Genomic DNA, 23,667 nt, shown 5'->3' with positions numbered 1-23,667 from the left:
TCTTGTTTTTTCTAGCAAGGCGCTTACGCTTTTCTTTGTCTAGCTCCAGCGCCTAGCCCCTCAGGGTCATAAGTCAATCCCTTCTGTGGCAAAGACCGCCACGTCAGGGCTTGTCTTATGCCTGCCTTAGTCTAGCAAGGCGCTTACGCTTTTCTTGTGAAATCAAGTTTTAACAGCCGTCCATATTTTAAAAGGAGTGCTATTATGAAAGTAGTAACAGCATCAACCCCTGAACAGCAATTGTACGTGAAAGAATTAATTAACAAGTTATATGAAACCATTTTTCCGGCGTTTTTTTCTGAAGAATACATAACGAAGCTAAAGGAATTTAATTTAATGGACGTACCTAATCTAAAAGAATTAAATTTAATCGAAATTATGGAAGTAACTGCTGCGATCCAAACTATTTCAACGATCCTAGAAGAATTATCAAAGTCAGAGGAAGAAATGGATGGGTATGCGGGGGCGTTTCATAAAAATGCTTCGATTCTATCAAAATACCAGATTGATTTCCCTTTTCAGTTGGTCGATTTTAAAACAGATGTAAATACAGAAGAATTTGCAAATCAAAACACACTGTACATGTAATACGTAACAATCTCTGTAAAAATTTATATTACTAAAGCAAAATGTATTTGCGTAGGATATAATAAAAGAAAAAGACTATTTGGAGGGTTGTTTATGTCTATGCCTCTTTCAATTGAGTGGAGACTTGTAACCCAGGGAAAAGAAAAGCGTCTGGAGAATACGAACAATATGTTTGAATTAAGTTTTGAAGGGTACACTTTTTTTCCAATTAATCAGCTGATCGAAATAACAAGGCACCCTAGTTCAGACCAAATAGGAAGCGGCAAGATTGTGGAGTTAACATGGAAAGATAATAAGACTATTTGCAAATATCAACTACTTTCTTTGTTTAATGTCAATTAACGACAAAATTAGCGCAAGCAACATCGAATAATGTAAGGTTATGCGCTTGCCCGGGAAATATTTATTTTCATGAAATCGCCATAAGTGATTCGGTAGTTTTGGCAAGAAAAAGCTTATAATGGAAGCTAAGATTCAGTCTCGTAACGAAAGAAGGGTTTCTTGCTTGCGGCAGTAATATGTTGAATTATTGTTAGTGGAACAATTGGATTGATTATAATAGCTGAATAAAAAATTCAAAACTTCAGCAATCTAGTTCCAGTTCTCTTGCCTGTTGGTACAATCGCCTACACACTTATTCCGTGAAGCGGCGTACACTATAGTACCGACTAAAAGAGAAAAGAGGGATTTTATGTTTTCACCACCTCGAAATCAACCAGGTTACCGTCAGCCACCAGTTCCAAGGAATAATTTTAGGCAGCCTCCATCATTTAACGGTAGAAATTTCCCTGCCCGAAAGGCGGGTGGTCCCAGACAAATGGGGCAACCAATCGGACAAAAAACTAGTGGTGGAGGTTTAAAAGGAATATTTCAACGTTTCTTTAAATCATCATCGAATGCAGCACCACACCCTGGTGGGAATTTTCCGAGTGCAGTAGCAAGTGCTCAAACTAGTGGTGGGGGATTTGTCGATAAATTAGCTAACTTTCAACACGTGCTAAACATGGCGCAGCAAGCGACTCCAATGATTCGCGAGTACGGACCGATGATTAAAAATATCCCTACCATGGTCTCTATGCTAACAGCATTTGCAGAAGCTGAAGATGAGGATGAGGAGAGTAACAACCATGACGAAAGTGGCGATTTGACGGATGATTTAGATATAGAAGAAAGCGAAAATGAAGAGACAGTAAATGATGAGTTAGACGATTGGTCCGAGGATGAATTTGTTACGGCCATCGCGGATGAGGGAGAACAACCAAAACAAAAAGGACTACAAAAAAAGAAGCATAAACAAAGTAATGAAGACCTTTTTAAAATGGAAACAGACCTAAAGCAAAACTACAAACCTAAAAAAAAGAAAGCAAAAAAATCAGGTGTCTCCACACCGAAAATATTTGTCTAACTATGCATACTATTTGTATTTTTCCCTCTGTTGACGTTAAATATAAGACAATGACTCAATTATTTTATTAGGAGGAATCATTGTTCGTGGATGTAAACTATGAAAAAGCAACGTTTGCCGGGGGATGCTTTTGGTGTATGGTTGAACCCTTTGACGAAAAGCCAGGGATTAAACAGATAAAATCTGGATACACAGGCGGATTCAAAGAAAATCCAACATATGAAGAGGTTTGCTCTAATACGACTGGTCACTTAGAAGCAGTTGAAATCGTTTATGACCCTACTATTTTTCCTTATCAGAAACTGTTAGAGCTATTTTGGATGCAAATCGACCCAACAGACCAAGGTGGTCAGTTTAATGATAGAGGTGAATCCTATCAAACGGCAATTTTTTATCATACAAAAGAACAAAAGGATTTAGCTGAAGAATCGAAACAACAACTAGAAGCTAGTGGCAAATTTGATAAACCAATTTTTACAAAAATTGTGCCAGTATCAACGTTTTATCCTGCAGAGGAAAAGCACCAAGGTTACTACAAAAAGCAACCATTTCATTATCGATTATATAAAAAAGGGTCTGGGAGGGAAGCTTTTATTAAGCAAAATTGGATGAAACAGTATGACAAAGAAGAATTAAAACAAAAGCTAACTCCGATTCAGTATCATGTAACCCAGGAAAATGGAACGGAACGACCATTTCAAAATGATTATTGGGATTTAGCTGAAGAGGGGATTTATGTGGATGTGATTAGCGGCGAACCTCTGTTCTCTTCTATTGATAAGTATGATGCTGGTTGTGGTTGGCCAAGCTTCACTAAGCCAATTGAGCGTAATCATTTAACAGAGAAGTTAGATACATCTCATGGAATGAGAAGAATCGAAATAAGAAGTTATGAGGCAGATTCCCATCTAGGTCACGTGTTTGAAGATGGACCTAAAGACAAGGGTGGACTCAGATACTGCATGAATTCAAGTGCGATGCGTTTTGTACCAAAAAGTAAAATGGAAGAAGAAGGGTATGGTCGGTTTCTATATATGTTTGATAATATATGAAACGATCGGATTGCAGTTGACACCAGTGTTTTATATGGAAGCTGTTATCTAAGTCGATAGTCTGGAGTTTTAACTCTAGTTAAAGTCTTACCAATCGGTAAGGCTTTTTGTTTTGATTGGTTTTGACGTCCGACGAGGGAGATAAATGCAACAATTTTTACGGAAACAGTCTTGAAAAAAATTTATTTTGTGAACCGTCCATGTTAAAATAGAGTAGATAATAAGATTTGAATATAAAGAATAGGGGTTGTTTTCATGATTCATAAAAACTGGGAAACAAATAAAACAATCAAACAAATTGAATGTGTTCATGCAAATGCGAAAAAATTTGTTGTCGATACAGTTCTAACACCTGGACAAGTTTACGATGTGAAAAATGAAACAGAGGAATTTTATTTTATTATAGATAATTCTAAGAGAATTGGTGGATTTAAAAAAGATTATTTTAAAGAATTATAATTTGTGCATACGCTAAATAGACTTAAGAATTACAGAAATTAGGTTTAATTTTCCAAAAAGTAGGAATGGATTGCCTAAATTAAGGGAAAAATAACTTGTGTTTGTCTTTATATAAGGTAAGAAAGTATAAAAAATGCAAGAGCTGTCTAGCTACAGCGCCTAGACCCTGGTCTGAGCAAGGCGCTTTCGCTTTTCTTATATACCCGGTTTATTAGGAGATGATGAAGTGAAAAGACTGCTTTTAATTCGTCATTGTAATGCAGAAGGTCAACATAGTGACTCCCCATTAACAAGAGAAGGGATAAAACAGGCTAGAGTGTTAGCGGATTTCCTTGAGCAAGTTAATTATCCGGTAGACCGAATTATTTCTAGCCCTTATTTACGTGCCATTGAAAGTATAAAGCCCTATGCTGATAACCATCATGTATCGGTTGAAACTGATGAACGTCTGAAAGAAAGGTTATTAAGCGAGGAACCTATTGATGATTGGTTAGATGTTTTACAACAATCGTTTCAAGACCCTGATTTTCGCTTGCGAGGTGGGGAATCTAGCAATGACGCGTTAGCAAGGTCTTTTTCTATTGTACAAGATACATTGGAAAGTAACCAACACGATAATGTTGTGTTAGTGACGCATGGGAATTTATTGGCTATTCTCTTAAATGAATTTGAAAAATCTTATGGTTTTGACGAGTGGAAACAGTTTTCAAATCCTGATGTGTTTATGGTGGAAATAACACCGGATGGCTACCTTGTCCAACGATTGTGGGAGGAAAAGAGCGCAAACAGCTAAAGCGCCCTCTTCTTGCAGGACAGAATCCAGGGTGCCAAGCTAAGCACCTGTGCCCTACATATATAAACTTGCTAATATGATGCCTCGTGCCGCACGAGCTATTTCATTAAATTGGGAGAGGGGAAGTGGGTTTAAACCTCGACCAAACTCAACGGTATAACCGGGTCTTCTCCATTCTTGGATAAACCAATCCTTGTAACCAGCATAGCTATCCACCGTTTTGACCGGCTGGTACCCTGTAACATTAGCATATTCATTAGCGATTACTTCAGCAATAGGTGGTTCTTGGTCATTAAATCCGTAATAGATTACTTGACCTTGGGTATGGAATGCGTTTACTCTTTTGAAATCTCTTGTCCTGGTAAGATTCGCCATTGCTTGTGCTTCTGGTTCGGATAATGGATAGGTACCAGGGAAGTCTCTTGGGCCTGGAGTATTGGGCTTCCTTGCTTTTTCAATTTCCCATCCGGCCGGGAACTGGTTATTTAAGTCAACTCCACGAATATTTGCCTTCCATTTGGAAAAATCCCGACTCCCGTTGTTCCATGCAAGTACCTCACTCCGGTACGGTTCTTGTTCAGGTAGACCATTTAATACCAAATTGACTCCATCTGGATTAACCATTGGAACTAAGGATAACATGGTTGTTTGGTATAGAGATTCGAGATTAACCGAGTTAAGTGTACCTTGGTTGGTAATGCTTAACAGATAATCGTTAAGAAAGCTCATGATAGCAGGCGTTGTTATCCATTCGTTTGCATGAAAAGAACCGTTTACGTGAACCCTTTTACTCCCTTTACCTACTCTTAGCTCCGTTATATTTTTTCCCATTACGGATGTTCCAATTGTTTCAGCTAGAAGGAAGGGATAAATTTTCAGAAGTTCACGAACATCTTCCTGGAATTTCGTATAGTCATATTTTTCCTTCCCATTTACCACTCTCCATGTCACCCGAACTGGTAGGTTGATGGTCTGACCAATGCTTAACATAGTAGGATTTACCGTTGGGTTTACTAATTTCAATGCATCTATCGCTAAGTTTCTTTTTTGGGCAATCGACCAGAAAGTGTCACCACTTTGTATTTTATATGTCGTTGTGACAAATCCGGGAATGACAATCGTTTGCCCAATACTTAATTGATTGGGATTAATGGACTGATTTGAATCAATAATTAAATTTGCCGGGATATCAAATAATTGACTGTAGTGCCATATCGAATCCCCTTGTCGAACGCTAATTTCCATACAAGCCCTCCTTTTAAGCTTCTCTCAAGTACTATATGTACCATTCGTCCAATTAGTTAATAGGGATGAGATGATTTTTTATCGTTTATACTAAGAAAAAGCTTTTGAAGAAAAAAGGAAAAATACTTTCAATCATTTGAAAAAATAAGCTATAATGTTAATTGATGAACAATCAAGACAAGCTTTGCTGTCTCGTTTAGACTAAAAGGAGGAATTTTTCTTGGCTTTTGTAATAACATCACCATGTAAAGAAGAAAAAGCAGGCGAATGCGTTGAGGTTTGCCCTGTCGATTGTATAGAAGAGGGAAAAGATATGTTTTATATTGACCCGGACATTTGTATTGACTGTGGGGCATGTGAAGCAGTCTGTCCAGTTGAAGCGATTTATATGGAAGATGAAGTTCCAGATAATGAGCATGAATATGTTGCTCTAAATAAAAAGTTCTTCGAAGAAAAATAAATCGTTACAAGAAAAGCGCAGGGGGTAGGCGCTAAGGAGCTAGACAGCTCTTGGATCATTTTATACTTTTGTATCTTAAATAAAAAGCCGCTAATGATAACCTATTAGCGGCTTTTTATTGTAGCTATGCTAGTTATAACGCGTATTGTTTAAATCATTAGCAGATAGGCCTAAAGTGGTTCACTCGTCCGTGTTCATCCTCTTTTCAATTGGAAAAAACTGAAGAATCTCCTTTGTTTGAAAACTGTTGATCAGTCTACTAAGCCAATCGTAATATTCAAGCCAATTTTGAAGATTTTTAATGTCAACTTGAGCATTTTTACGTACTTCGCTCGAAGTATCAGAATCAGCAAGTAACTCTTCTAACTCATTAATTGTTTTTTCAATAGCTTTTGTATTGGTATGGATGGCCGGTTGCCATTTCGTAATAAACAAATCAAAAAAGCGCTGATACGGATCATCCTTGACTACATATAGATCTTTCCTTACACCCTTTACCCAAGCCTTTTCCACCATATTTAAATCAAGTAAATTTCTAACCGCAAGACTCATACTTGCTTTACTCATCCCAAGCTCATCCTTCATTTCGTCCAGTGTAAGAGGCCTGTCTGAGAAGAAAAGCAGACAGTATAGCCGTCCAATGGAGGGGGTGACTCCGTACAGGGTCATATTTTGTGAAATTGCTTCAATCACTCTTGCTCTCGATTGTTCTAATGCATCGATATCTTTCAACTGTCTCACATCCTTAAACGTGCTTTTCCGTAAGTTTAGACTACCTGTTCATCAAAAAAAAGTAAAGCTCAGCTATTTGTATTAAATGAGAGGATTTTTACAAAAATGGAACATTTATTACATTTAATACATATTAAATGTTTAATATAAACTGTTAACATTATGTTTGCGGTTTGTGGCAAGATAAAGACGCAAGATATAATGAATAAGTCCAAAGGCTAAATGCCTAGTTGAGCAGTAGGATTTATAATCAATATAAAAATAAAAAGGAGTGTTTTTACATGGTTGATTTTTTCAATTGGAAAAAAGTAGGGTTTTTAATTGTGCTATCTTTATCTCTTATAGTAGTTGGATGTGGTCAAGAAAGTAAAGAGAATGCAGAAGGTGGCGGAGAAGACAAGCTTAATATTGGTGAAGAAATAGATTACACCATTACAGGTATTGAGCCTGGTGCAGGCATTGCTCAAGCAACTGATAACGCTTTAACTGAATATGATAACCTTGCAGGCTGGGAACATGAAAAATCATCAACAGCTGGAATGTTAACTTCACTTGAAAATGCTATTGAAAATGAGGAACCAATTGTTGTTACAGGGTGGTCACCTCATTATATGTTTGCTAAATGGGATTTAAAGTATTTAGAAGACCCTGAAGGTGTTTTTGGTGGTGTAGAGCATATTGCAACCATTGTCAGAAAGGGTTTAAAAGAAGATATGCCTGAGGCTTATACGATTCTTGATCGATTTAAATGGGAACCAGAAGACATGGAATCAGTAATGCTTGCTGCTCAAGAAATGGAATTTGAAGATGCTGCAAAACAGTGGGTCGAAGAAAACCAGGAGACCGTTAGTAAGTGGACAGAAGGTGTAGAGCCTGTTGATGCTACGCCAATCGAATTAGTATTAACTCCTTGGGATACAGAACGTTCTTCAGCCAATGTTGCAAAAGTAGTATTGGAACAACAAGGATATGAAGTCAAGCTAACTCCAGTCGACCCATCGATAATGTTCCAAGCAATTGCAACAGGAGACGGTGATGCTTCGCTTGCTCCGTGGATGCCTCAGACACATGCTTCCTTTTATGAAGAGTATGAGGGTGAATTTGAAGACCTCGGTGAAAACTTAGTAGGTGCTAAGATTGGATTAGTAGTACCATCCTACATGGAGATTGATTCTATTGAGGACTTAGAACCTGCAGAATAAAAAACGATTTTTGGATAGTTAAAAACAATCCTCCCTTACAATAGGGAGGATTGTTTTGGTGTTTGGAAATAACTACTGATGTATCAACTTGTTCGCTCAGAAAGCTATAGATTATCGGTGTTGATTCGCGGAAACTCTTGCTCTCGAGCTGCTGTCGCACGAGCATTGTCAGTATGGCGCTTGTCGTTTTCTATCGCGACTGCTTTATTCGTAATAGCATAGAAAGGAGTGCTCGATTCGTTTCTAGCTTCATCGTCAAAGAATTGTTTTTCATTCATTTTCTTTTCGCACCTCCTGCTAATAATTTAACCTAAAATAGCCAAAAGATAATTAACAGATTTCTTTTCCCACCTCCAAGTAGCCACCAACATTCTTCTTTATTATCCAAATAATTTTTCCGTTACATGAAAACAGCCATCCTGCCAATAATAAGGGTACTTACATGACTATTGGAGGCAAAAAAATGGCAAACGACGCTAAAAATGATGACAGACCTACATACCCTGAATCGCTTTGGAGAGAGTCTGTGAGCTTACCGAGATTTCCTAAACTAAACAAAACTATTCAAGTCGATGTTGGAATAGTGGGCGGTGGAATTACTGGATTAACAGCTGCTTATTTATTAACAAAAAAAGGACTAAAAGTAGCTGTACTCGAATCATCTAAGCTGTTAAACGGAACGACAGGTCATACGACCGCCAAAGTTACTGCACAACATGGCTTGATTTATGATGAACTCATTCAACATTTTGGTGAAGAAAAAGCTAAGCTGTATTATCAAGCATGTTCGGATGCAATGCAATTTATCAAGGACCGAATTACTGAACATAACATCGACTGTGATTTTTCAAGGGAGGATGCTTATGTTTATACGAATTCCGATCAATATGTATCCAAAATTGAAAAGGAGCTAAAAGCATACAGCCGTCTAGGAATCGATGGAGAAATTGTTGAACAAATTCCGTTTAACATCCCGATTAAAAATGCGATTGTGATGAAAAATCAAGCACAATTCCACCCGTTAAACTATTTAAAAACGTTTATTGATTATATAAAGGAACATGGTGGCTTAATTTTTGAGGATACGACAGCTACTGATGTTGACAACGGAACACAGCCTGCTATTGTTACGAGTGACGGATACCGAGTTAAATGTGATCGTGTCATAGCTGCCTCCCATTTCCCTTTTTATGGCGGGGAAGGGTATTATTTTGCTCGCATGTACCCACACCGCTCCTACGTCATTGCATTGAAAGCAAATGAAAAATTCCCAGGCGGAATGTACATTAATGCAGAAGATCCACCACGATCACTTCGGTCAACGCTAATCAATGGCGAAGAATTATGGTTAGTGATTGGGGAGAATCATAAAACAGGTCAAGGAAAACCAACCATGGAGCATTATCAGGCATTAGAAAGTTTTGCGGAGCAACTCGTCGGAATAGAAGAATATCGATATCGTTGGTCTGCACAAGATTTAACAACAATCGATAAAGTACCATACATTGGCTATGTTGCTAAAGACCAACCTGAGGTGTTAATCGCAACAGGATTTAACAAATGGGGAATGACAAGTGGCACGATAGCGGGGATGATTTTAACGGATGTAATAATAGGGGAAGACAACCCTTACCTAGAACTTTATACACCGTCAAGGTTTCATGCAGATCCGGATTTACGGAAATTTGCCAGTATCAATGCGGACGTCACTAAACAGCTTATATCAGGTAAGTTACAATTTACTACAAACAAAATAGAAGATGTTCAAAACGATGATGCAAAGGTCGTTCGTATCAAGGGAAAACGAGCAGGGGTATACCGAGACAAAGAGGGAAAAGCCCATATTGTCGATACAACTTGCACCCACATGGGCTGTGAGGTGAATTGGAATTCGGGTGAGAGAACGTGGGATTGCCCGTGCCATGGGTCCCGTTTTTCGATTGACGGGGAAGTGATCGAGGGGCCAGCACAACAACCACTTCAAACGTATGAAACAAACGAATGAAAGGAGGGAGGGTAGCATGAGTTACATCGATATTAATGGCGGGAAAGTTTTTTATGAGTTGCTTGGTAACGGGACACCTATTCTTTTTATTCATCCGCCGGGGATGGGCAGAAAAGTGTTTGACTATCAAAAACGTCTTAGTGATCGCTTTCAAATCATCCTTCCAGACTTTAGTGGACATGGAGACTCTAGTCCATTTACAGGAGACGCGGGGATCATTAACCAATACGTAGATGAAATTAACATGATTCTGAATAAAGAACAGATATATAAAGCAATTATTTGCGGGTACTCTGCTGGTGGAATGGTTGCCCAGCATTTTGCTTTAACGTATCCTGACCGAACAAAAGCAGTGATATTGTCTGGTGGTTACCCAGAGGTTTTAACAAGAACACTGCAATTGGAATATATCCTAGGAATGAACGTATTAAAGTCATCAAATGAGGCGTTAGCCAAGGTTCTTGCAATAAGCCATGCAAAATCGAAAGTATATCGTGAAAATCTTTATCAGCATATTTTGAAAAGTAACATTAGAAATTGGTTACAGTTTTACCAAGAAACGTATCATTACAGTTGTTTAAATGCTCTAAAAGATATTAAGGTACCATTATTAAATGTGTATGGACAATATTCACCATGGATAAACGCCCATAAGAAATATTATGATGTTTGCCCGCAGGCTGATATTGCTATCGTCAAAAATACTTCCCATCAAGTACCTACGAAAAAGTGGCAAGCCTTTAACCATGTGGTTCGAAATTTCATTGAAGGTCACCCGAGATAATTCGGGAATCCTGCTTTAGTAGGTGTATTGTTAGCTTTTGTTTTCCAATTCGTTTAAGATAATTTATAATGATTGGTAGAGGTTAACGATGCACAAAGTCAACCTTCCGCAAAAGAAGCAGTACCTATTAGGGTTTAAAGACAAATAGTCCCATTTCCTGGAAATAGGCAAAGGAGTATAATGTTTTGAAGATAGTAATGATTACAGAGACTTTTTTACCATCTACAGATGGAGTAGTAACAAGGCTTACCGAAGCAATTAAATACCTACGCAAACAAAATCATGAAGTGGTAGTAATTGCACCAGACTTAGGGGTATATGAGTTTGAAGGTGCTATCGTGGAAGGGGTAAAGGCGACGACCTTACCTTTTTATAGCTATCGTCCGTTCGCACTTCCACAAAAGACCGTTAAGAAACTCTTACAGAAGCACAATCCAGATATTGTCCATGTAGTTAATCCGGCGTTTATCGGGGCAAGTGGTGTATATTATGCTGAAAAGCTTGGATTTCCATTGCTCGCCTCCTATCATACCCACGTACCGAAATATTTTGATTATTATCGATTAAATCTACTTAAACCTTTATGTTGGGGGTATTTTCGTAAACTTCATAATAAAGCAGATATCAACTTATGTACGTCAGAGGCTGTACATCAGGAGCTTGTTGAGAAGGACTTTTTTAATGTTCACGTGTGGGGGCGAGGGGTAGATATCAAGAAATATCATCCAAACCAGTACAAGAAAGACATGCGGGAACGTTTATCGAAAGGGCAAATGGATAAAAAATTATTGTTATTTGTTGGGAGACTTGCCCATGAGAAAGAAATTCACAAGCTGAAGCCACTCCTACAACAAAGAGATGATGTGTGTCTGGCAATTGTTGGAGATGGTCCAGCCCGGGAAGAATTAGAACAGACGTTTCTTGGTACTAATACAAACTTTACTGGCTTCTTACATGGTCGAGAATTAGCACAAGCGTTTGCTTCTAGTGATGCGTTAGTTTTTCCTTCTGTAACAGAAACGCTGGGATTAGTAATATTGGAAGCAATGGCATCTGGTCTACCCGTTATCGCTGCCAAAAGTGGTCCGACAATCGAACAAGTGCAAGACGGTGTGACTGGAATTTTGTTTGAAAATGAAAATACGGAAAGCATCGTTGCTGCGGTCGATAAACTTGCAGATGAAGTTTCCTGTCATCAATTAAAAATAAATGCTCGAAAGGAAGCGGAAAAACATAGCTGGCAAAAACCGTCCGAGCAATTGCTGCAATTTTATGAAAAAACCTTGGAGTATAACAATATTCAATTATTAGTCGAACAAGGATAACCATTCATTAGTCTCAATATCCTAGAATCATCCTTTTTGGTGATCGGGTATTGAGATTTATTTTGAAAAGAATAGCGGAAGCGCCTTGCCCCTGAACAAGAAAACCACTTGTTTCTGCGATGTCAATGCTTAGAAGTGTTCCTTAAAGTCCATAACTAAAAGTAGACATTTGACAAAAGGGGAAGCAGAATATGTTATTATTTGTAATAGAGTTAAAGTAACGCTAGCTTAGTTGGAATCATTCTTAAGCGCTTCCTTCAGATCTTTTCTATAGATTTGTTACTTTAACTGAACATGAGTGAGAAGGGAATTGTTTATGGACTTTATCATTAATCAAGAAATGTTGAACGATGCATCCAGTTCTTTATTTTATCAGGAAAAAGAGGCTTTCAGTGGTGTAAATAAAATTGCCCAAAAGGTGATGCATGACCTAGAACTTGTTTTCGGATATGCCCCAAAAGCAACTGCGGACCGCCAATCGTTAGGAAAATGTGCTGTTTTATATGGAACTGTTGCGCACAGTCCGGTTCTTCAAGAATTAGCAGAGAAGCGGTTGATTGATTTGGCTTGGATCACAGGAAAAAGAGAGGTCTATTTATTTCAGGTGATTGATCATCCGTTTGCAGGGGTAGAAAAAGCACTAGTAATCGCAGGAAGTGATAAACGTGGAACCATTTACGGACTTTTCCATCTATCTGAATTGCTTGGTGTTTCACCACTTGTCGATTGGTCTGGTGTAAAACCAGAGCGTAAAGAACTATTTTCTTTAAGCGGAGATTTGAAATACATATCGAAAGAGCCATCTGTTCGTTTTCGTGGTTTCTTTATCAATGATGAGTGGCCAGCGTTTGGTAACTGGACAATGAAAAACTTTGGTGGTTTTAATGCAAAGATGTACGAGCATGTATTTGAACTGCTATTACGCTTAAAAGGGAATTACCTTTGGCCAGCGATGTGGTCGGCGCGATTTAGTGACGAAGGGCCTGGTTTGCAGAATGCGGAGCTCGCCGACGAGTATGGAGTAGTCATGGGTGCATCCCATCATGAACCTTGCTTGCGTTATGGTGAGGAATATAAATATCTACGTGGTAAAGATTCCATCTATGGAGACGCTTGGAACTTTCAAACGAATAGAGAAGGGATTACAACGTTCTGGGAAGACGGCTTAAAACGTAGTGGTAAATTTGAAAACGTCATCACCGTTGGTATGCGCGGAGAACAAGACACCTCAATTATGGGAAAAGATGCTACACTTGCTGATAATATAGCCTATTTAAAAGATGTTATCCAGACACAAAATCAGCTAATCCAAGACCATGTTAATCCTAATCTATCAGAAGCACCAAGAATGTTGGCGCTATATAAAGAGGTGGAGCCATTCTTTTATGGGGATGAGGATACACCTGGATTAATGGGGGCAGAGGAGCTCAGGGATGTTATTCTAATGCTTTGTGATGATAATCATGGAAACTTACGGACATTGCCAACCGAAGAAATGCGTGATCATAAAGGCGGCTATGGTATGTATTATCATTTTGATTATCATGGCGGGCCAATATCTTATGAATGGATAAACAGTTCTTACCTACCGAAAGTTTGGGAACAGATGACTTTGGCGTACGACTTTGGCGTTCGTGATCTTTGGATTGTCAATGTGGGGGATATTGCTACCCAAGAATTCCCGTTATCTTATTTTTTAGATTTGGCTTATGATTTTGAAAAATGGGGAACAAATGCTGTCAATAAGACGGACATGTATACGCGCGAGTGGATTAATCGACAGTTTGGCGGAATTTTCTCTGACGCAGATAAGGAAAAAATCTTTGAGTTACTCACTGGGTACACGAAGATTGCCCATAATCGCAGGCCTGAACATATGAATGTCAATGTCTATCATCCAGTCAACTACAAGGAAACAGATCAGACATTACAGCGTATCGATTACCTCTTGAATAGTGCAGAAGAGCTATACAAGAAGGTGAATAAAGCAGATTTTTCTACTTATTTTTCATTGGTTTATTATCCGGCAGTTGGAACTTTGAATGTACAAAAAATGTGGTTGCTTACAGGGAAAAATAATTATGATGCTAGACTAGGGAAAATGGAAGCGAACAAACTGGCTGAACAAATTAAGGCGTGTTTGAGACGAGATCAAGAATTGGTCGAGCAGTATCATACCATTGATAATGGCAAATGGTACGGAATGGGACTTTCTGAGCATATTGGGTTTGTTAACTGGAATGAAGAGGGAAACAAGAATCCGGTAGTAATGAATGTATGGCCTGCAAATAAACCAAGATTGGTCGTGTCGGTCGATGGCACCAAACAGCACACCGAGGGTCCTGCATGGCATAACAATACGATCTACTTAAATGATTTCATGCGACCAGATATCAAAGAAGCGTCATTTACGATTGCTAGTCTGAGCGATAAAAAGGCAGAATATAACATTACGAGCAACAATACGTGGTTAACATGTTCAAAGACGAGCGGTAGCTTAGATGGCGTTGAAAAAACAAAAGAAGTTATTCATGTAAACATCGATCGTGGTGCGATGAACGGCGAGACAGAAGGTAGTATTGTCGTCGAGATGTCGGTCGGCACGTGTACGCTTATTGTCAAAGTAACACAGGCTGAGGCTGAATGGAGCGCTTATCCTAATAAGACGTTTATCGATACGAATGGATACATTTCGATAGAAGCAGAACATTATGCGTTTAATAAGGAAGCGAAGAATAAGGACGGCAATACAAATTGGTTTGAAGTCCTTGAGCAATACGGCAAGACACTATCCGGAGTAAAGGCTTTCCCGACTACTGACTATTTCACTCCTGGTGAGGACGCACCGTATCTTGAATACCATGTCGTCGTACCGGATGCTTTCGATTATGAGGTGGAATTGTATATGCAGCCGTCTAATCCAGTTAGAAACGATGGAACGTTATTCTGCGGTGTACAGGTAAACGAAGATAAAATAAGCAAGATAAATGTACTTCCAGACGGATATCGGGTCGATGATGAAAATTGGGCAAACGGAGTACTTGATAACATCCATAAACATCGTACACGTATACAGTGTAAAGCTGGCTTAAATACGCTAAGAATTTATCCGATCAGTCCAGGCTTTGTTTTGGAAAAGCTAGTCATCTACAAAGAAGGAAAGCAACCCGCAACTAGTTATCTCGGACCACCCGAGACTTATTATGTAGGGGAATAAACAAGAAAAAGACCTCGAGGGTCTAGGCGCCCGGAGCTAGACAGCAAGAAAAGCACAAGGCGCCTTGCTCAGACCCGACAAGCTTAAGCAAAAAATCTATGTGGAGCTCTTTGCCACAAAGACTTTTTGCTTAAGACCTCGAGGGTCTAGGCGCCCGGAGCTAGACAGCTCTTGGACTTTGTTATTGTTTCCTATTTTTATAAAAAAGTAAACAAAAAGCGAAAAAGGTCAGGTACCGAAAATGGACACATGTCCATTTTCGGTACCTGACCTATTGTTAGTTTACCCTAAGTGTTTGGCCAATATCAATAGGCTTTGCTAGATCTAATTGGTTCCAGTCAACTAATTGCTGAACGGTTACTTTGTGTGCATTTGCAATCTTCCAAAGTGTATCACCTGCTACAACGGTATAAGTTGAATAGGGTTGTTCCATTTTAGTTGGAATGGTTAACGATTGACCAACAGATAAATAACTTGTTGCGTTTAAATTATTTTCACTTTGAAGTTCCGTTACAGTCACGCCATATTTTAGCGCAATTTTCCAAAGTGTGTCTCCTGGTTGGACGACATAGATCGTTTGGTTTGGTTCAGGAACTGTTGACACTTGAGTTGGAATAACTAATTTCTGTCCGATAGATAAATAATCAGAGCTAGTCAGTCTGTTTACTTCAAGTAGATTATTTACAGTGACGTTGTATTTCTGAGCAATTTTCCACAAGGTATCTCCTGGTTGGACGACATAAGTCACTTGTTCAGGTGTAGGCTCGTTGTCCACTAGCTTTGGCACCTGCAATACTTGGCCAATATTTAGTGGAATTGTAACATCAAGATTATTTGTGTTTACAAGGGTATTAATTGTTGTTGCATTCTTGGAAGCAATTTTCCAAAGTGTATCACCACTGACAACGGTATAGTTAGTTGTTGTAGGTGCTTCAACTGGAACGCTTGGTGTAGCTTCGGTATTAATCATTTCCACGTCCGCTACCTTCACTTTTGCAGGAACTCCTTTTAGGAGAACACTATAATAGCCATCTGTAGGTTCTAAAGCAACTAAAGACAGAACATCACCTTGATAGACTTCTGCTCCTTGGCTGTTAGGATATGCTTGTAACCCCGTTTTTGCAGCAGTTACTCTAACTTGTTTTTCTGGTTGCAGCGGAACAATAGTCTTTCCGCCAGTCACAGTCACTGGGTTACCTACTGTAATATAACCGCTCGAGCCAGTACTGTCGGCAACACTTACCTTGATAAAATACTTGCCGTTAAGCGCTTTAGACCCCATCATATCCTTGCCATCCCAGCTAAAAGTATGTGTGCCAGGCTGTAGTTCTGTTGTCGGTGCATACACAATATTCATATGTGTACCGAGTTCCGTTGCTATATAGACGCGGATATTAGCAACCTCTTTTGTTGTAATACTAGCAGAAATACTAGTTCCACTTTCAAGCGTTTCCGTTTCAAAAGTAGCATTGCTCACGATTTCCTCTAGTTTACTCATTGGAATAGAAGTATCTCCATTATTAATTGTGATGTTGCCTAGTTTTTGAATCGTTTGTGAAGTGGATGGATAATTATAAGCAGTTTCTATTGTTTTAAAAACAACGTCATATTCCCCGTCTGAAAGTAGGGCTCCCTTTGTGCTTTTTCCATTCCATTCAAACGACTGAATGCCAGCGTCTTGTTTCGTTTTCGTTGTTTGATAGACAGTCTCATTGTTACGTTTTATTGCTATTTGAACCTCTGTCGGACGACTTAATTCATACGTCACTTTTGTCAAAGCTTCATTTACACCATATTTTGGTGAAATGGTTGTAGTTGATATCGAGTTAACTGTAACTAAAGATTTAGGATTTGTTTCATTGACAATAACTAATTGACCAACAGGAAATCCTTGCGCTGAATTGTAGGCAGCATCATTTAAATATGTTTTTAATCGGTACGTACCAGCGGGAAGTGGGGCTTTTTTTTCATCGTCCCACGGTACCCAATTAACTGAATGGGTCGTCTTAAAATCTGTCGTACTAAGATTTATTTTAGCTTGGACGCCATCATCGCGTACTGCGAGTATATAACCACGCGTTGGTTCGTTCGTTTCAAGGGATATATTTACAAATCCGGGAACTGAATTTCCTTGATAGGCTATTTTAGTTGAAGATAGTGTCATATTTAAAACTTCTGGTGGCTCATTATCAGTAGCCGCAGAAACAGTAGAACTAATGACAAGACTTGATAAGAATAAAACTGTTATAATCGCATGTTTGATTGTTTTCAACTATTAACACCTGCTTTACATTGATTTTATAAACCTTACTAAGCATAAGCAAAAATATGTATAATAACAATCTGAAATTAATGGGAAAATGGGAATGATTAGACAATACAAGGTACTGATACGTGAGGATTTAGTACCTTTGCTGTTTACATGGATAAATTGCTTGTAAAAGGCCAAACATAGTGTAATAAAGAGTCATATTAAGCGGTAATGTCAACTTAATTGGTTATTCACGAGAAGTGTGGAGAGGAATCTTGAATCTAAAAATATGTAAATATATGTATTTCACTTCTGTGGCAAGGCAGTCACGTCAGGTCTTGTCTTATACCTGCCTTAGTCTAGCAAGGCGCCTGCGCTTTTCTTAGAAAGGAGTGTATATGTTAACTTTTTACTTAGTAATCAAACTAGTTTTGTCTGTGTTGCTTATCTTGACTGTGAAGATGTTATGGAAAAAGATTAAGAAAATAGAGGCAGTAGTCTATTATTTAACGATTGCCTCGATCATGCAAATTTCCAATAATATCGTTGCACTTAACTTGGAATTAATTACATTTAAAGAAGCGGGGATCGTGATTCCGATTTTACAGTTAGATCGGTTAATTATTCTTCCAATCATAACTCTGTGGCTCATTTACTTTTATAGGAGTACAACGCGTTTACTTTCGTTTTATCTAACTATAATTTGGGCATCGCTTTTCATTGCTACTACGTACGCAAATAACTTTGCCGGCGTACTTTCGATTGAAAAATGGAATGCTTTTATTGGCTTTACTGAAATGTTTGTTATTTATGTACTATTTATTGGTTTCAATAATTTTTTTAAAGTGATTGAGGAAAGGGTATAAGGCGCATGTTATTACTCCCGGAACACTTTGATGCTAATGAAATTTATGTTTTGTGCGTTGGATTTTTAATGGTTTCTGTTTTTCTCTCTCTACCAAGAAAATTTTCTAGTGTAGAGACCTATTTGATTCTGCTTTTCAACTTTTTCTTATCTTCTGTTTTTGATCAAATATTGGCGGGGGATATTTTAGATTGTTATGACATAATGGATGATCCAAAATTTGAAATAATGGATATGTTTATTTATTTTTTTATTTATCCAATTTCAGGTTTCTTATTTATGTACATTCATACTTTCGTCCCACGTCAACTGAAGGTGCTATACCTAATATTGGCTGTAGTGATTACTATGGGATTGGAATGGATTTCCGATTTATTCGATGTATATCAATATAAAAGATGGAATTTACTATTGTCCGGCATTTCTTACTTCTTTTTATATGCATTAAACATATATTTTCTAAAGTACGTAAGAAAATTTGTTTTAAGGTCTCGCGAAACACTTCATTGAATAGAATATTATCTACTGCGTGAAATTATTCCGAGCATAGGTAACCGGTAAGAAAAGCGAAAGCGCCTTGCTAGACCCCGAGGGGCTAGGCGCTGTAGCCACTCATCAAGGGTTGGCCAACGACAGCGCTTCTGTGCCTTGCTAATAAATGACTGCTATTTATTTGAACTTATTGTGAATTATTAGATATAATTCTTTTCAAATAATTAATAGTTTACTATAATAATTATAACTATTTACAACCAGTTTGTAAGTCTAGCAGCAAGAAGCATAGTTAATTTTCTTAAACTGGAAGGGAGAAGATTATATGGATGTTAATGACACTGCAAACACTGGAAAATGCCCGGTTACACACGGTGGTGTTACAAGTAATCGTGCTAGTATTTCGTCAAATCGAGACTGGTGGCCAAACCAGTTGAACTTGAATATTCTGCGTCAACACGACCGAAAATCAAATCCAATGGGTGAAAACTTCAACTATAAGGAAGAATTTAAAAAACTAGATTACGATGCGCTTAAGCAAGATCTTCGTGAATTAATGACAAACAGTCAAGAATGGTGGCCTGCTGACTACGGGCATTATGGACCGCTTTTCATTCGGATGTCATGGCACGCAGCAGGTACATACCGTACAGGAGACGGAAGGGGTGGTGGTGGAACGGGTGCCCAGCGTTTTGCTCCACTGAATAGTTGGCCTGACAACGGTAACTTGGATAAAGCTCGTCGTCTACTTTGGCCAATTAAACAAAAGTATGGTAATAAAATCTCTTGGGCTGATTTGCTTGTATTAACGGGCAATGTTGCCATTGAAGCCATGGGTGGTAAAACAATTGGCTTTGGAGCAGGACGTGAAGACATTTGGCATCCAGAAGAGGATATCTATTGGGGATCTGAGAAAGAATGGTTAGATGACAAACGATACTCCGGTGATCGTGAACTTGAAAATCCACTTGCTGCTGTACAAATGGGGCTTATTTATGTAAATCCTGAAGGTCCAAACGGTAAACCAGATCCGATTGCTGCTGCTCGTGACATTCGCGAGACCTTTGGGCGGATGGGGATGAATGATGAAGAAACGGTTGCTTTAATTGCAGGCGGTCATACGTTTGGTAAGGCTCACGGTGCTGGAGATGCTGCTCATGTAGGACCAGAACCAGAAGCTGCTCCGGTTGAAGCACAAGGTTTAGGTTGGCAAAGTTCATACGGTAGCGGTAACGGTCGTGATACGATCACTAGTGGTTTAGAAGGGTCTTGGACCGCTAACCCGACCCAATGGGATAATGGATACTTTGATTTATTGTTTGGTTACGAGTGGTGGCTGACAAAGAGTCCTGCTGGTGCATGGCAATGGCTAGCTGTTGACCCTGCTTTGGAACATCTCGCGCCGGATGCTGCAGATTCCTCTGTTAAAGTTCAGACAATGATGTTTACGACAGATTTAGCGCTCCGTCATGATCCGGAATATGAAAAAATTTGTCGTCGTTTCCATAAGGATCCAGAAGCATTTTCAGACGCCTTTGCTCGTGCATGGTTTAAATTATTGCACCGTGATATGGGGCCAAAAGCAAGATATTTAGGTCCGGAAGTCCCAGCGGAGGATTTTGTTTGGCAAGATCCTGTCCCTACCGTTGATTACGAGTTAAGTGATGAAGAAATTGAAAAAATAAAAGTGATGATTTTAGACTCGGGTCTTACCATTAGCGAGTTAGTTACAACTGCTTGGGCTTCAGCAAATACGTTTCGCGGTTCAGATTATCGCGGTGGTGCAAATGGTGCTCGTATCCGGTTAGAACCACAGAAGAACTGGGAAGTGAATCAACCGGAACATCTTGAAAAAGTGCTTGACGTATTGGAAGAAATTCAAAGTCACTTAGATAAGAAGGTTAGCATCGCTGACTTGATTGTACTAGGCGGAAGTGCTGCAGTCGAAAAAGCCGCCCAAGACGCCGGCTTTGATGTAACGGTACCTTTTACACCTGGTCGAGGCGATGCGACACAAGAGCAAACGGATGTGGAAGGATTTTCCGTACTAGAACCTGTTGCAGATGGTTTCCGAAATTATCAAAAGAAGGAGTATCGCGTTAGTCCTGAAGAACTCTTAGTTGATAAGGCACAACTACTAGGCTTAACTGCTCCTGAAATGACTGTCCTTATTGGTGGTATGCGTGTTTTAGGTGCAAACCACGGAGGTACTCGACACGGTGTATTCACAGAAAATGTAGGCACACTTACAAACGATTTCTTTGTTAACTTGCTAGATATGGGTGTTGAGTGGAAGCCAATTGAAGGTGGTATATATGAAGGACGTGACCGGAAAACTGGTGAAGTAGTGCGTACAGCAACTAGAGTTGATTTAGTCTTTGGATCAAATTCAGTTCTACGTGCGCTTGCTGAAGTGTATGCACAAGATGATAACAATGAGAAGTTTGTGCGTGACTTTGTAGACGCTTGGGTCAAAGTAATGAATGCAGACCGTTTTGATCTTAATTAATTGTTGTTTGCCAAGGTACTTTTTACGGACATTTGTCTGTGGAAAGTACCTTATTTTAATGTGAGATGGTTTTCGGATAGTCTGTTGCTTTTCCGTTATTTTTACCTTGATAGATATTTTGACAGGAATAGCGAAAGTCTGGTGAATCGATCCCAATAATGATAAATGATCCTATTAATATTTTTTACAACTTCGGTTAAATTATAAGGAAAAGGAAGGTAGTGAATAAGGAGGGTAACTGATGGAACAACATCACCAAAATAGTCACCACATGGATCATGGCAATCACGACATGATGGACATGCCAAACGAAGTAAATGTTGAAGTAACATATGATCGAAACAAACTAACTGTTTATATAGAAGATATGGAGAAAAAACCAGTTAAATTAAAAGAAAATCATGAAAAAATGATTCATCTCATCGTCGTTAGTGATGATTTAGAACAATTCTATCACCTGCACCCGGATCAAACAGATGAGCACCGATTTGAAACAGAAATAAAACTGGCGAGCACAACAGCATATAAAGCATTTGTTGATATATCAGTAGAAGGGAAAAATTATAAGATAAAGCCTATACCAATCAATAGCGCTAATCATAATGACCAACATTTACGCACAGATGATCAACGAGTCAAAGTGATTGAGGGGCAGAAAATCGAGTTAACTACAACCCCCTTTGTTGTAAAAGAACCAGTAACCATTAGTTTTGATATTGATGGTGTAACTCCTGATCCTTATCTCGGAGCATTAGGTCATGTCGTTATTGTAGATGAAAAATTACTGCAATTTATTCATGTGCATCCGAAGTTCCCAACGGAAACAGTTTTCGAAGCGCATTTTAATAAAAGTGGTACTTACAAGCTTTGGGCAGAATTTAAAATAAACCAAAAAGTAATCGCCTTTCCGTATGTTTTCCAAGTTAGTGAACAATCAACTATTCAGTAAATATGAAGAAATAACTTACCAAGTCAATGATGGTCATGCACTGCTACCGTTGCTAGTGCATGACTTTTTGATTTCCCTAAGAAATTGTGAAATTCCCTCATAAATAAGCAGCTAACCATCCACTAGTACTGTTCATAGATTTTCTACTTAAGCTTGCCTTAGGCTGGGCAAGGAAGGCGCGGCTTTAGCTTTTCTTATTTGCACGATCTTCCTCTTTTGTTTCTACCATCCCATAAGCACCATTCATCGCTTGTTCATCGGGATCTAACCCAAGCCTCTCTTCAGCTTTAGCTAGTTGACTTTTGCTGGTACTATTTTTTCGTTTTGTCATGGTTTATCACCTCTTCATTAATATTCCGTTAGAGTGGCTTGAATATACGGTGTAGGTTTATGACTATTAGTTGAACAGTAAACATCTGCCCATGGAACACTTTCTACTATATGAAAGAAAGTTATTGATTAATTAGTTCTGCGAAAAAAGGTCTGTATTCTTTTTTCTATTTATTTCTTTTATAAACGTGTTGACGGAAATAATTAAATCATGGTATATTGGTTCAGCTGCTTCACGAGGTAAGTGGCAAGCGTCAGAGATACCAAATTGTTTTAAAAAGTTATTGACTTATGAATAGTGAAATGATATATTGATTAAGTCGCTTTTTGAAGCAGTAAAGAATGAAAAAAGAAAGTAATTGACTTCTGCGAATTATCGTGGTATGATAATAAATGTCGCTGAGAGATGAAGCGAAAAGAAACACAATTGATCTTTGAAAACTGAACAAAACAACCAGTATGTTTAAAGAAAAAGTGTAGGCGACTGTTTAATAGCGTACGGATAGATAAGACAGCATGTAGCACTTTGAACTTCAAGTGCGAAATGATGGATTAACTATACGCTAGCTATTGGGAGCCGAAGCTAGATTAGAAATACAATTGCTAGTCAAGTTTATGAGTAAATCAACTCATTCATTTATTGGAGAGTTTGATCTTGGCTCAGGACGAACGCTGGCGGCGTGCCTAATACATGCAAGTCGAGCGCGTGAAACTAGTTGATCCCTTCGGGGTGACGCTAGTGGACCGAGCGGCGGACGGGTGAGTAACACGTGGGCAACCTGCCTGTAAGACTGGGATAACTCCGGGAAACCGGGGCTAATACCGGATAATACTTATATCCTCATGGATGTGAGTTGAAAGATGGCTTTTCGGAGCAATCACTTACAGATGGGCCCGCGGCGCATTAGCTAGTTGGTGAGGTAACGGCTCACCAAGGCAACGATGCGTAGCCGACCTGAGAGGGTGATCGGCCACACTGGGACTGAGACACGGCCCAGACTCCT

At 38.9% G+C, this 23,667-nt stretch carries 20 protein-coding genes and 1 rRNA gene; 16 read left to right on the top strand and 5 right to left on the bottom strand.

From position 1 onward, the window contains the following. Positions 1-204: 204 nt before the first annotated feature. The 6 genes from NC799_RS00105 to NC799_RS00080 all read left to right on the top strand — a co-directional run bounded on the left by NC799_RS00105 (position 205) and on the right by NC799_RS00080 (position 4,297). Complete coding sequence (locus NC799_RS00105; RefSeq protein WP_272444284.1) at positions 205-588, top strand: DUF5365 family protein; 384 nt, start codon at positions 205-207, stop codon at positions 586-588. 93 nt (positions 589-681) lie between these two features. After that, positions 682-930, top strand: coding sequence for a DUF2584 family protein (locus NC799_RS00100; RefSeq protein ID WP_272444283.1), 249 nt, complete (start codon positions 682-684; stop codon positions 928-930). 349 nt (positions 931-1,279) lie between these two features. After that, positions 1,280-1,993 carry a VrrA/YqfQ family protein gene (gene vrrA / locus NC799_RS00095; protein ID WP_272444282.1) on the top strand — a complete coding sequence of 238 codons (714 nt, stop codon included), beginning with the start codon at positions 1,280-1,282 and terminating at the stop codon, positions 1,991-1,993. A gap of 86 nt (positions 1,994-2,079) precedes the next feature. Beyond that, a complete protein-coding gene (msrB, locus tag NC799_RS00090) occupies positions 2,080-3,045 on the top strand; it encodes a peptide-methionine (R)-S-oxide reductase MsrB (RefSeq protein ID WP_272444281.1) in 966 nt (321 codons plus the stop codon). Between the two features lie 255 nt (positions 3,046-3,300). Next, complete coding sequence (locus NC799_RS00085) at positions 3,301-3,504, top strand: DUF6501 family protein (RefSeq protein ID WP_272444280.1); 204 nt, start codon at positions 3,301-3,303, stop codon at positions 3,502-3,504. 226 nt (positions 3,505-3,730) lie between these two features. Beyond that, the gene (locus tag NC799_RS00080; RefSeq protein WP_272444279.1) at positions 3,731-4,297 is read left to right on the top strand and encodes a histidine phosphatase family protein; all 567 of its coding nucleotides are present in this window, start codon (positions 3,731-3,733) and stop codon (positions 4,295-4,297) included. A gap of 54 nt (positions 4,298-4,351) precedes the next feature. Here NC799_RS00080 and NC799_RS00075 read toward each other — a convergent pair whose 3' ends face one another. Continuing rightward, positions 4,352-5,542 carry a M14 family metallopeptidase gene (locus NC799_RS00075; protein WP_272444278.1) on the bottom strand — a complete coding sequence of 397 codons (1,191 nt, stop codon included), beginning with the start codon at positions 5,540-5,542 and terminating at the stop codon, positions 4,352-4,354. Positions 5,543-5,762: 220 nt separating this feature from the next. Here NC799_RS00075 and NC799_RS00070 point away from each other — a divergent pair, with 220 nt between their 5' ends. After that, positions 5,763-6,002, top strand: a complete 240-nt coding sequence (locus NC799_RS00070; RefSeq protein WP_272444276.1) for an indolepyruvate ferredoxin oxidoreductase subunit alpha — start codon at positions 5,763-5,765, stop codon at positions 6,000-6,002. A gap of 180 nt (positions 6,003-6,182) precedes the next feature. On the opposite strand, the gene NC799_RS00065 is transcribed toward NC799_RS00070, so the two are convergent. Further along, positions 6,183-6,743 (bottom strand): GbsR/MarR family transcriptional regulator, encoded by a 561-nt coding sequence (locus NC799_RS00065; protein WP_417006655.1) that lies wholly within the window; start codon positions 6,741-6,743, stop codon positions 6,183-6,185. A 272-nt stretch (positions 6,744-7,015) separates the two neighbouring features. Here NC799_RS00065 and NC799_RS00060 point away from each other — a divergent pair, with 272 nt between their 5' ends. After that, complete coding sequence (locus NC799_RS00060) at positions 7,016-7,936, top strand: glycine betaine ABC transporter substrate-binding protein (protein ID WP_272444274.1); 921 nt, start codon at positions 7,016-7,018, stop codon at positions 7,934-7,936. 104 nt (positions 7,937-8,040) lie between these two features. Here the strand turns inward: NC799_RS00060 and NC799_RS00055 are convergent, their stop codons facing one another. Continuing rightward, complete coding sequence (locus NC799_RS00055; RefSeq protein ID WP_272444273.1) at positions 8,041-8,214, bottom strand: hypothetical protein; 174 nt, start codon at positions 8,212-8,214, stop codon at positions 8,041-8,043. Between the two features lie 185 nt (positions 8,215-8,399). On the opposite strand from NC799_RS00055, the gene NC799_RS00050 reads away from it, so the two are divergent. The 4 genes from NC799_RS00050 (at position 8,400) to NC799_RS00035 (ending at position 15,267) form a co-directional block, all read left to right on the top strand. Then, complete coding sequence (locus NC799_RS00050; protein ID WP_272444272.1) at positions 8,400-9,941, top strand: FAD-dependent oxidoreductase; 1,542 nt, start codon at positions 8,400-8,402, stop codon at positions 9,939-9,941. 16 nt (positions 9,942-9,957) lie between these two features. Continuing rightward, positions 9,958-10,725, top strand: a complete 768-nt coding sequence (locus NC799_RS00045; protein ID WP_272444271.1) for an alpha/beta fold hydrolase — start codon at positions 9,958-9,960, stop codon at positions 10,723-10,725. Positions 10,726-10,910: 185 nt separating this feature from the next. Continuing rightward, a complete protein-coding gene (locus NC799_RS00040) occupies positions 10,911-12,050 on the top strand; it encodes a glycosyltransferase family 4 protein (protein ID WP_272444270.1) in 1,140 nt (379 codons plus the stop codon). A gap of 316 nt (positions 12,051-12,366) precedes the next feature. Beyond that, positions 12,367-15,267, top strand: a complete 2,901-nt coding sequence (locus tag NC799_RS00035; protein ID WP_272444269.1) for a glycosyl hydrolase 115 family protein — start codon at positions 12,367-12,369, stop codon at positions 15,265-15,267. 277 nt (positions 15,268-15,544) lie between these two features. Here the strand turns inward: NC799_RS00035 and NC799_RS00030 are convergent, their stop codons facing one another. Then, positions 15,545-17,539, bottom strand: a complete 1,995-nt coding sequence (locus tag NC799_RS00030; RefSeq protein WP_272444268.1) for a LysM peptidoglycan-binding domain-containing protein — start codon at positions 17,537-17,539, stop codon at positions 15,545-15,547. Positions 17,540-17,916: 377 nt separating this feature from the next. Between NC799_RS00030 and NC799_RS00025 the strand changes: the two genes are divergently transcribed. The 3 genes from NC799_RS00025 to NC799_RS00015 all read left to right on the top strand — a co-directional run bounded on the left by NC799_RS00025 (position 17,917) and on the right by NC799_RS00015 (position 22,333). Further along, positions 17,917-18,384: a hypothetical protein gene (locus NC799_RS00025; protein WP_272444267.1), complete on the top strand. Its 468-nt coding sequence runs from the start codon at positions 17,917-17,919 to the stop codon at positions 18,382-18,384. Positions 18,385-19,200: 816 nt separating this feature from the next. Then, positions 19,201-21,384 (top strand): catalase/peroxidase HPI, encoded by a 2,184-nt coding sequence (katG, locus tag NC799_RS00020; RefSeq protein ID WP_272444266.1) that lies wholly within the window; start codon positions 19,201-19,203, stop codon positions 21,382-21,384. Between the two features lie 241 nt (positions 21,385-21,625). Continuing rightward, positions 21,626-22,333, top strand: a complete 708-nt coding sequence (locus NC799_RS00015; RefSeq protein ID WP_272444265.1) for a hypothetical protein — start codon at positions 21,626-21,628, stop codon at positions 22,331-22,333. Positions 22,334-22,517: 184 nt separating this feature from the next. Here the strand turns inward: NC799_RS00015 and NC799_RS00010 are convergent, their stop codons facing one another. Continuing rightward, positions 22,518-22,664: a DUF4021 domain-containing protein gene (locus tag NC799_RS00010; protein ID WP_272444264.1), complete on the bottom strand. Its 147-nt coding sequence runs from the start codon at positions 22,662-22,664 to the stop codon at positions 22,518-22,520. Positions 22,665-23,300: 636 nt separating this feature from the next. On the opposite strand from NC799_RS00010, the gene NC799_RS00005 reads away from it, so the two are divergent. Further along, a 16S ribosomal RNA gene (locus NC799_RS00005) occupies positions 23,301-23,667 on the top strand; the annotation flags it as partial.

This window comes from Aquibacillus salsiterrae (assembly GCF_028416595.1).
GTDB lineage: Bacteria > Bacillota > Bacilli > Bacillales > Amphibacillaceae > Aquibacillus_A > Aquibacillus_A salsiterrae.
Note: the sequence above shows the minus strand (reverse complement) of the source record. Positions and strands in the feature narration are given on the sequence as shown.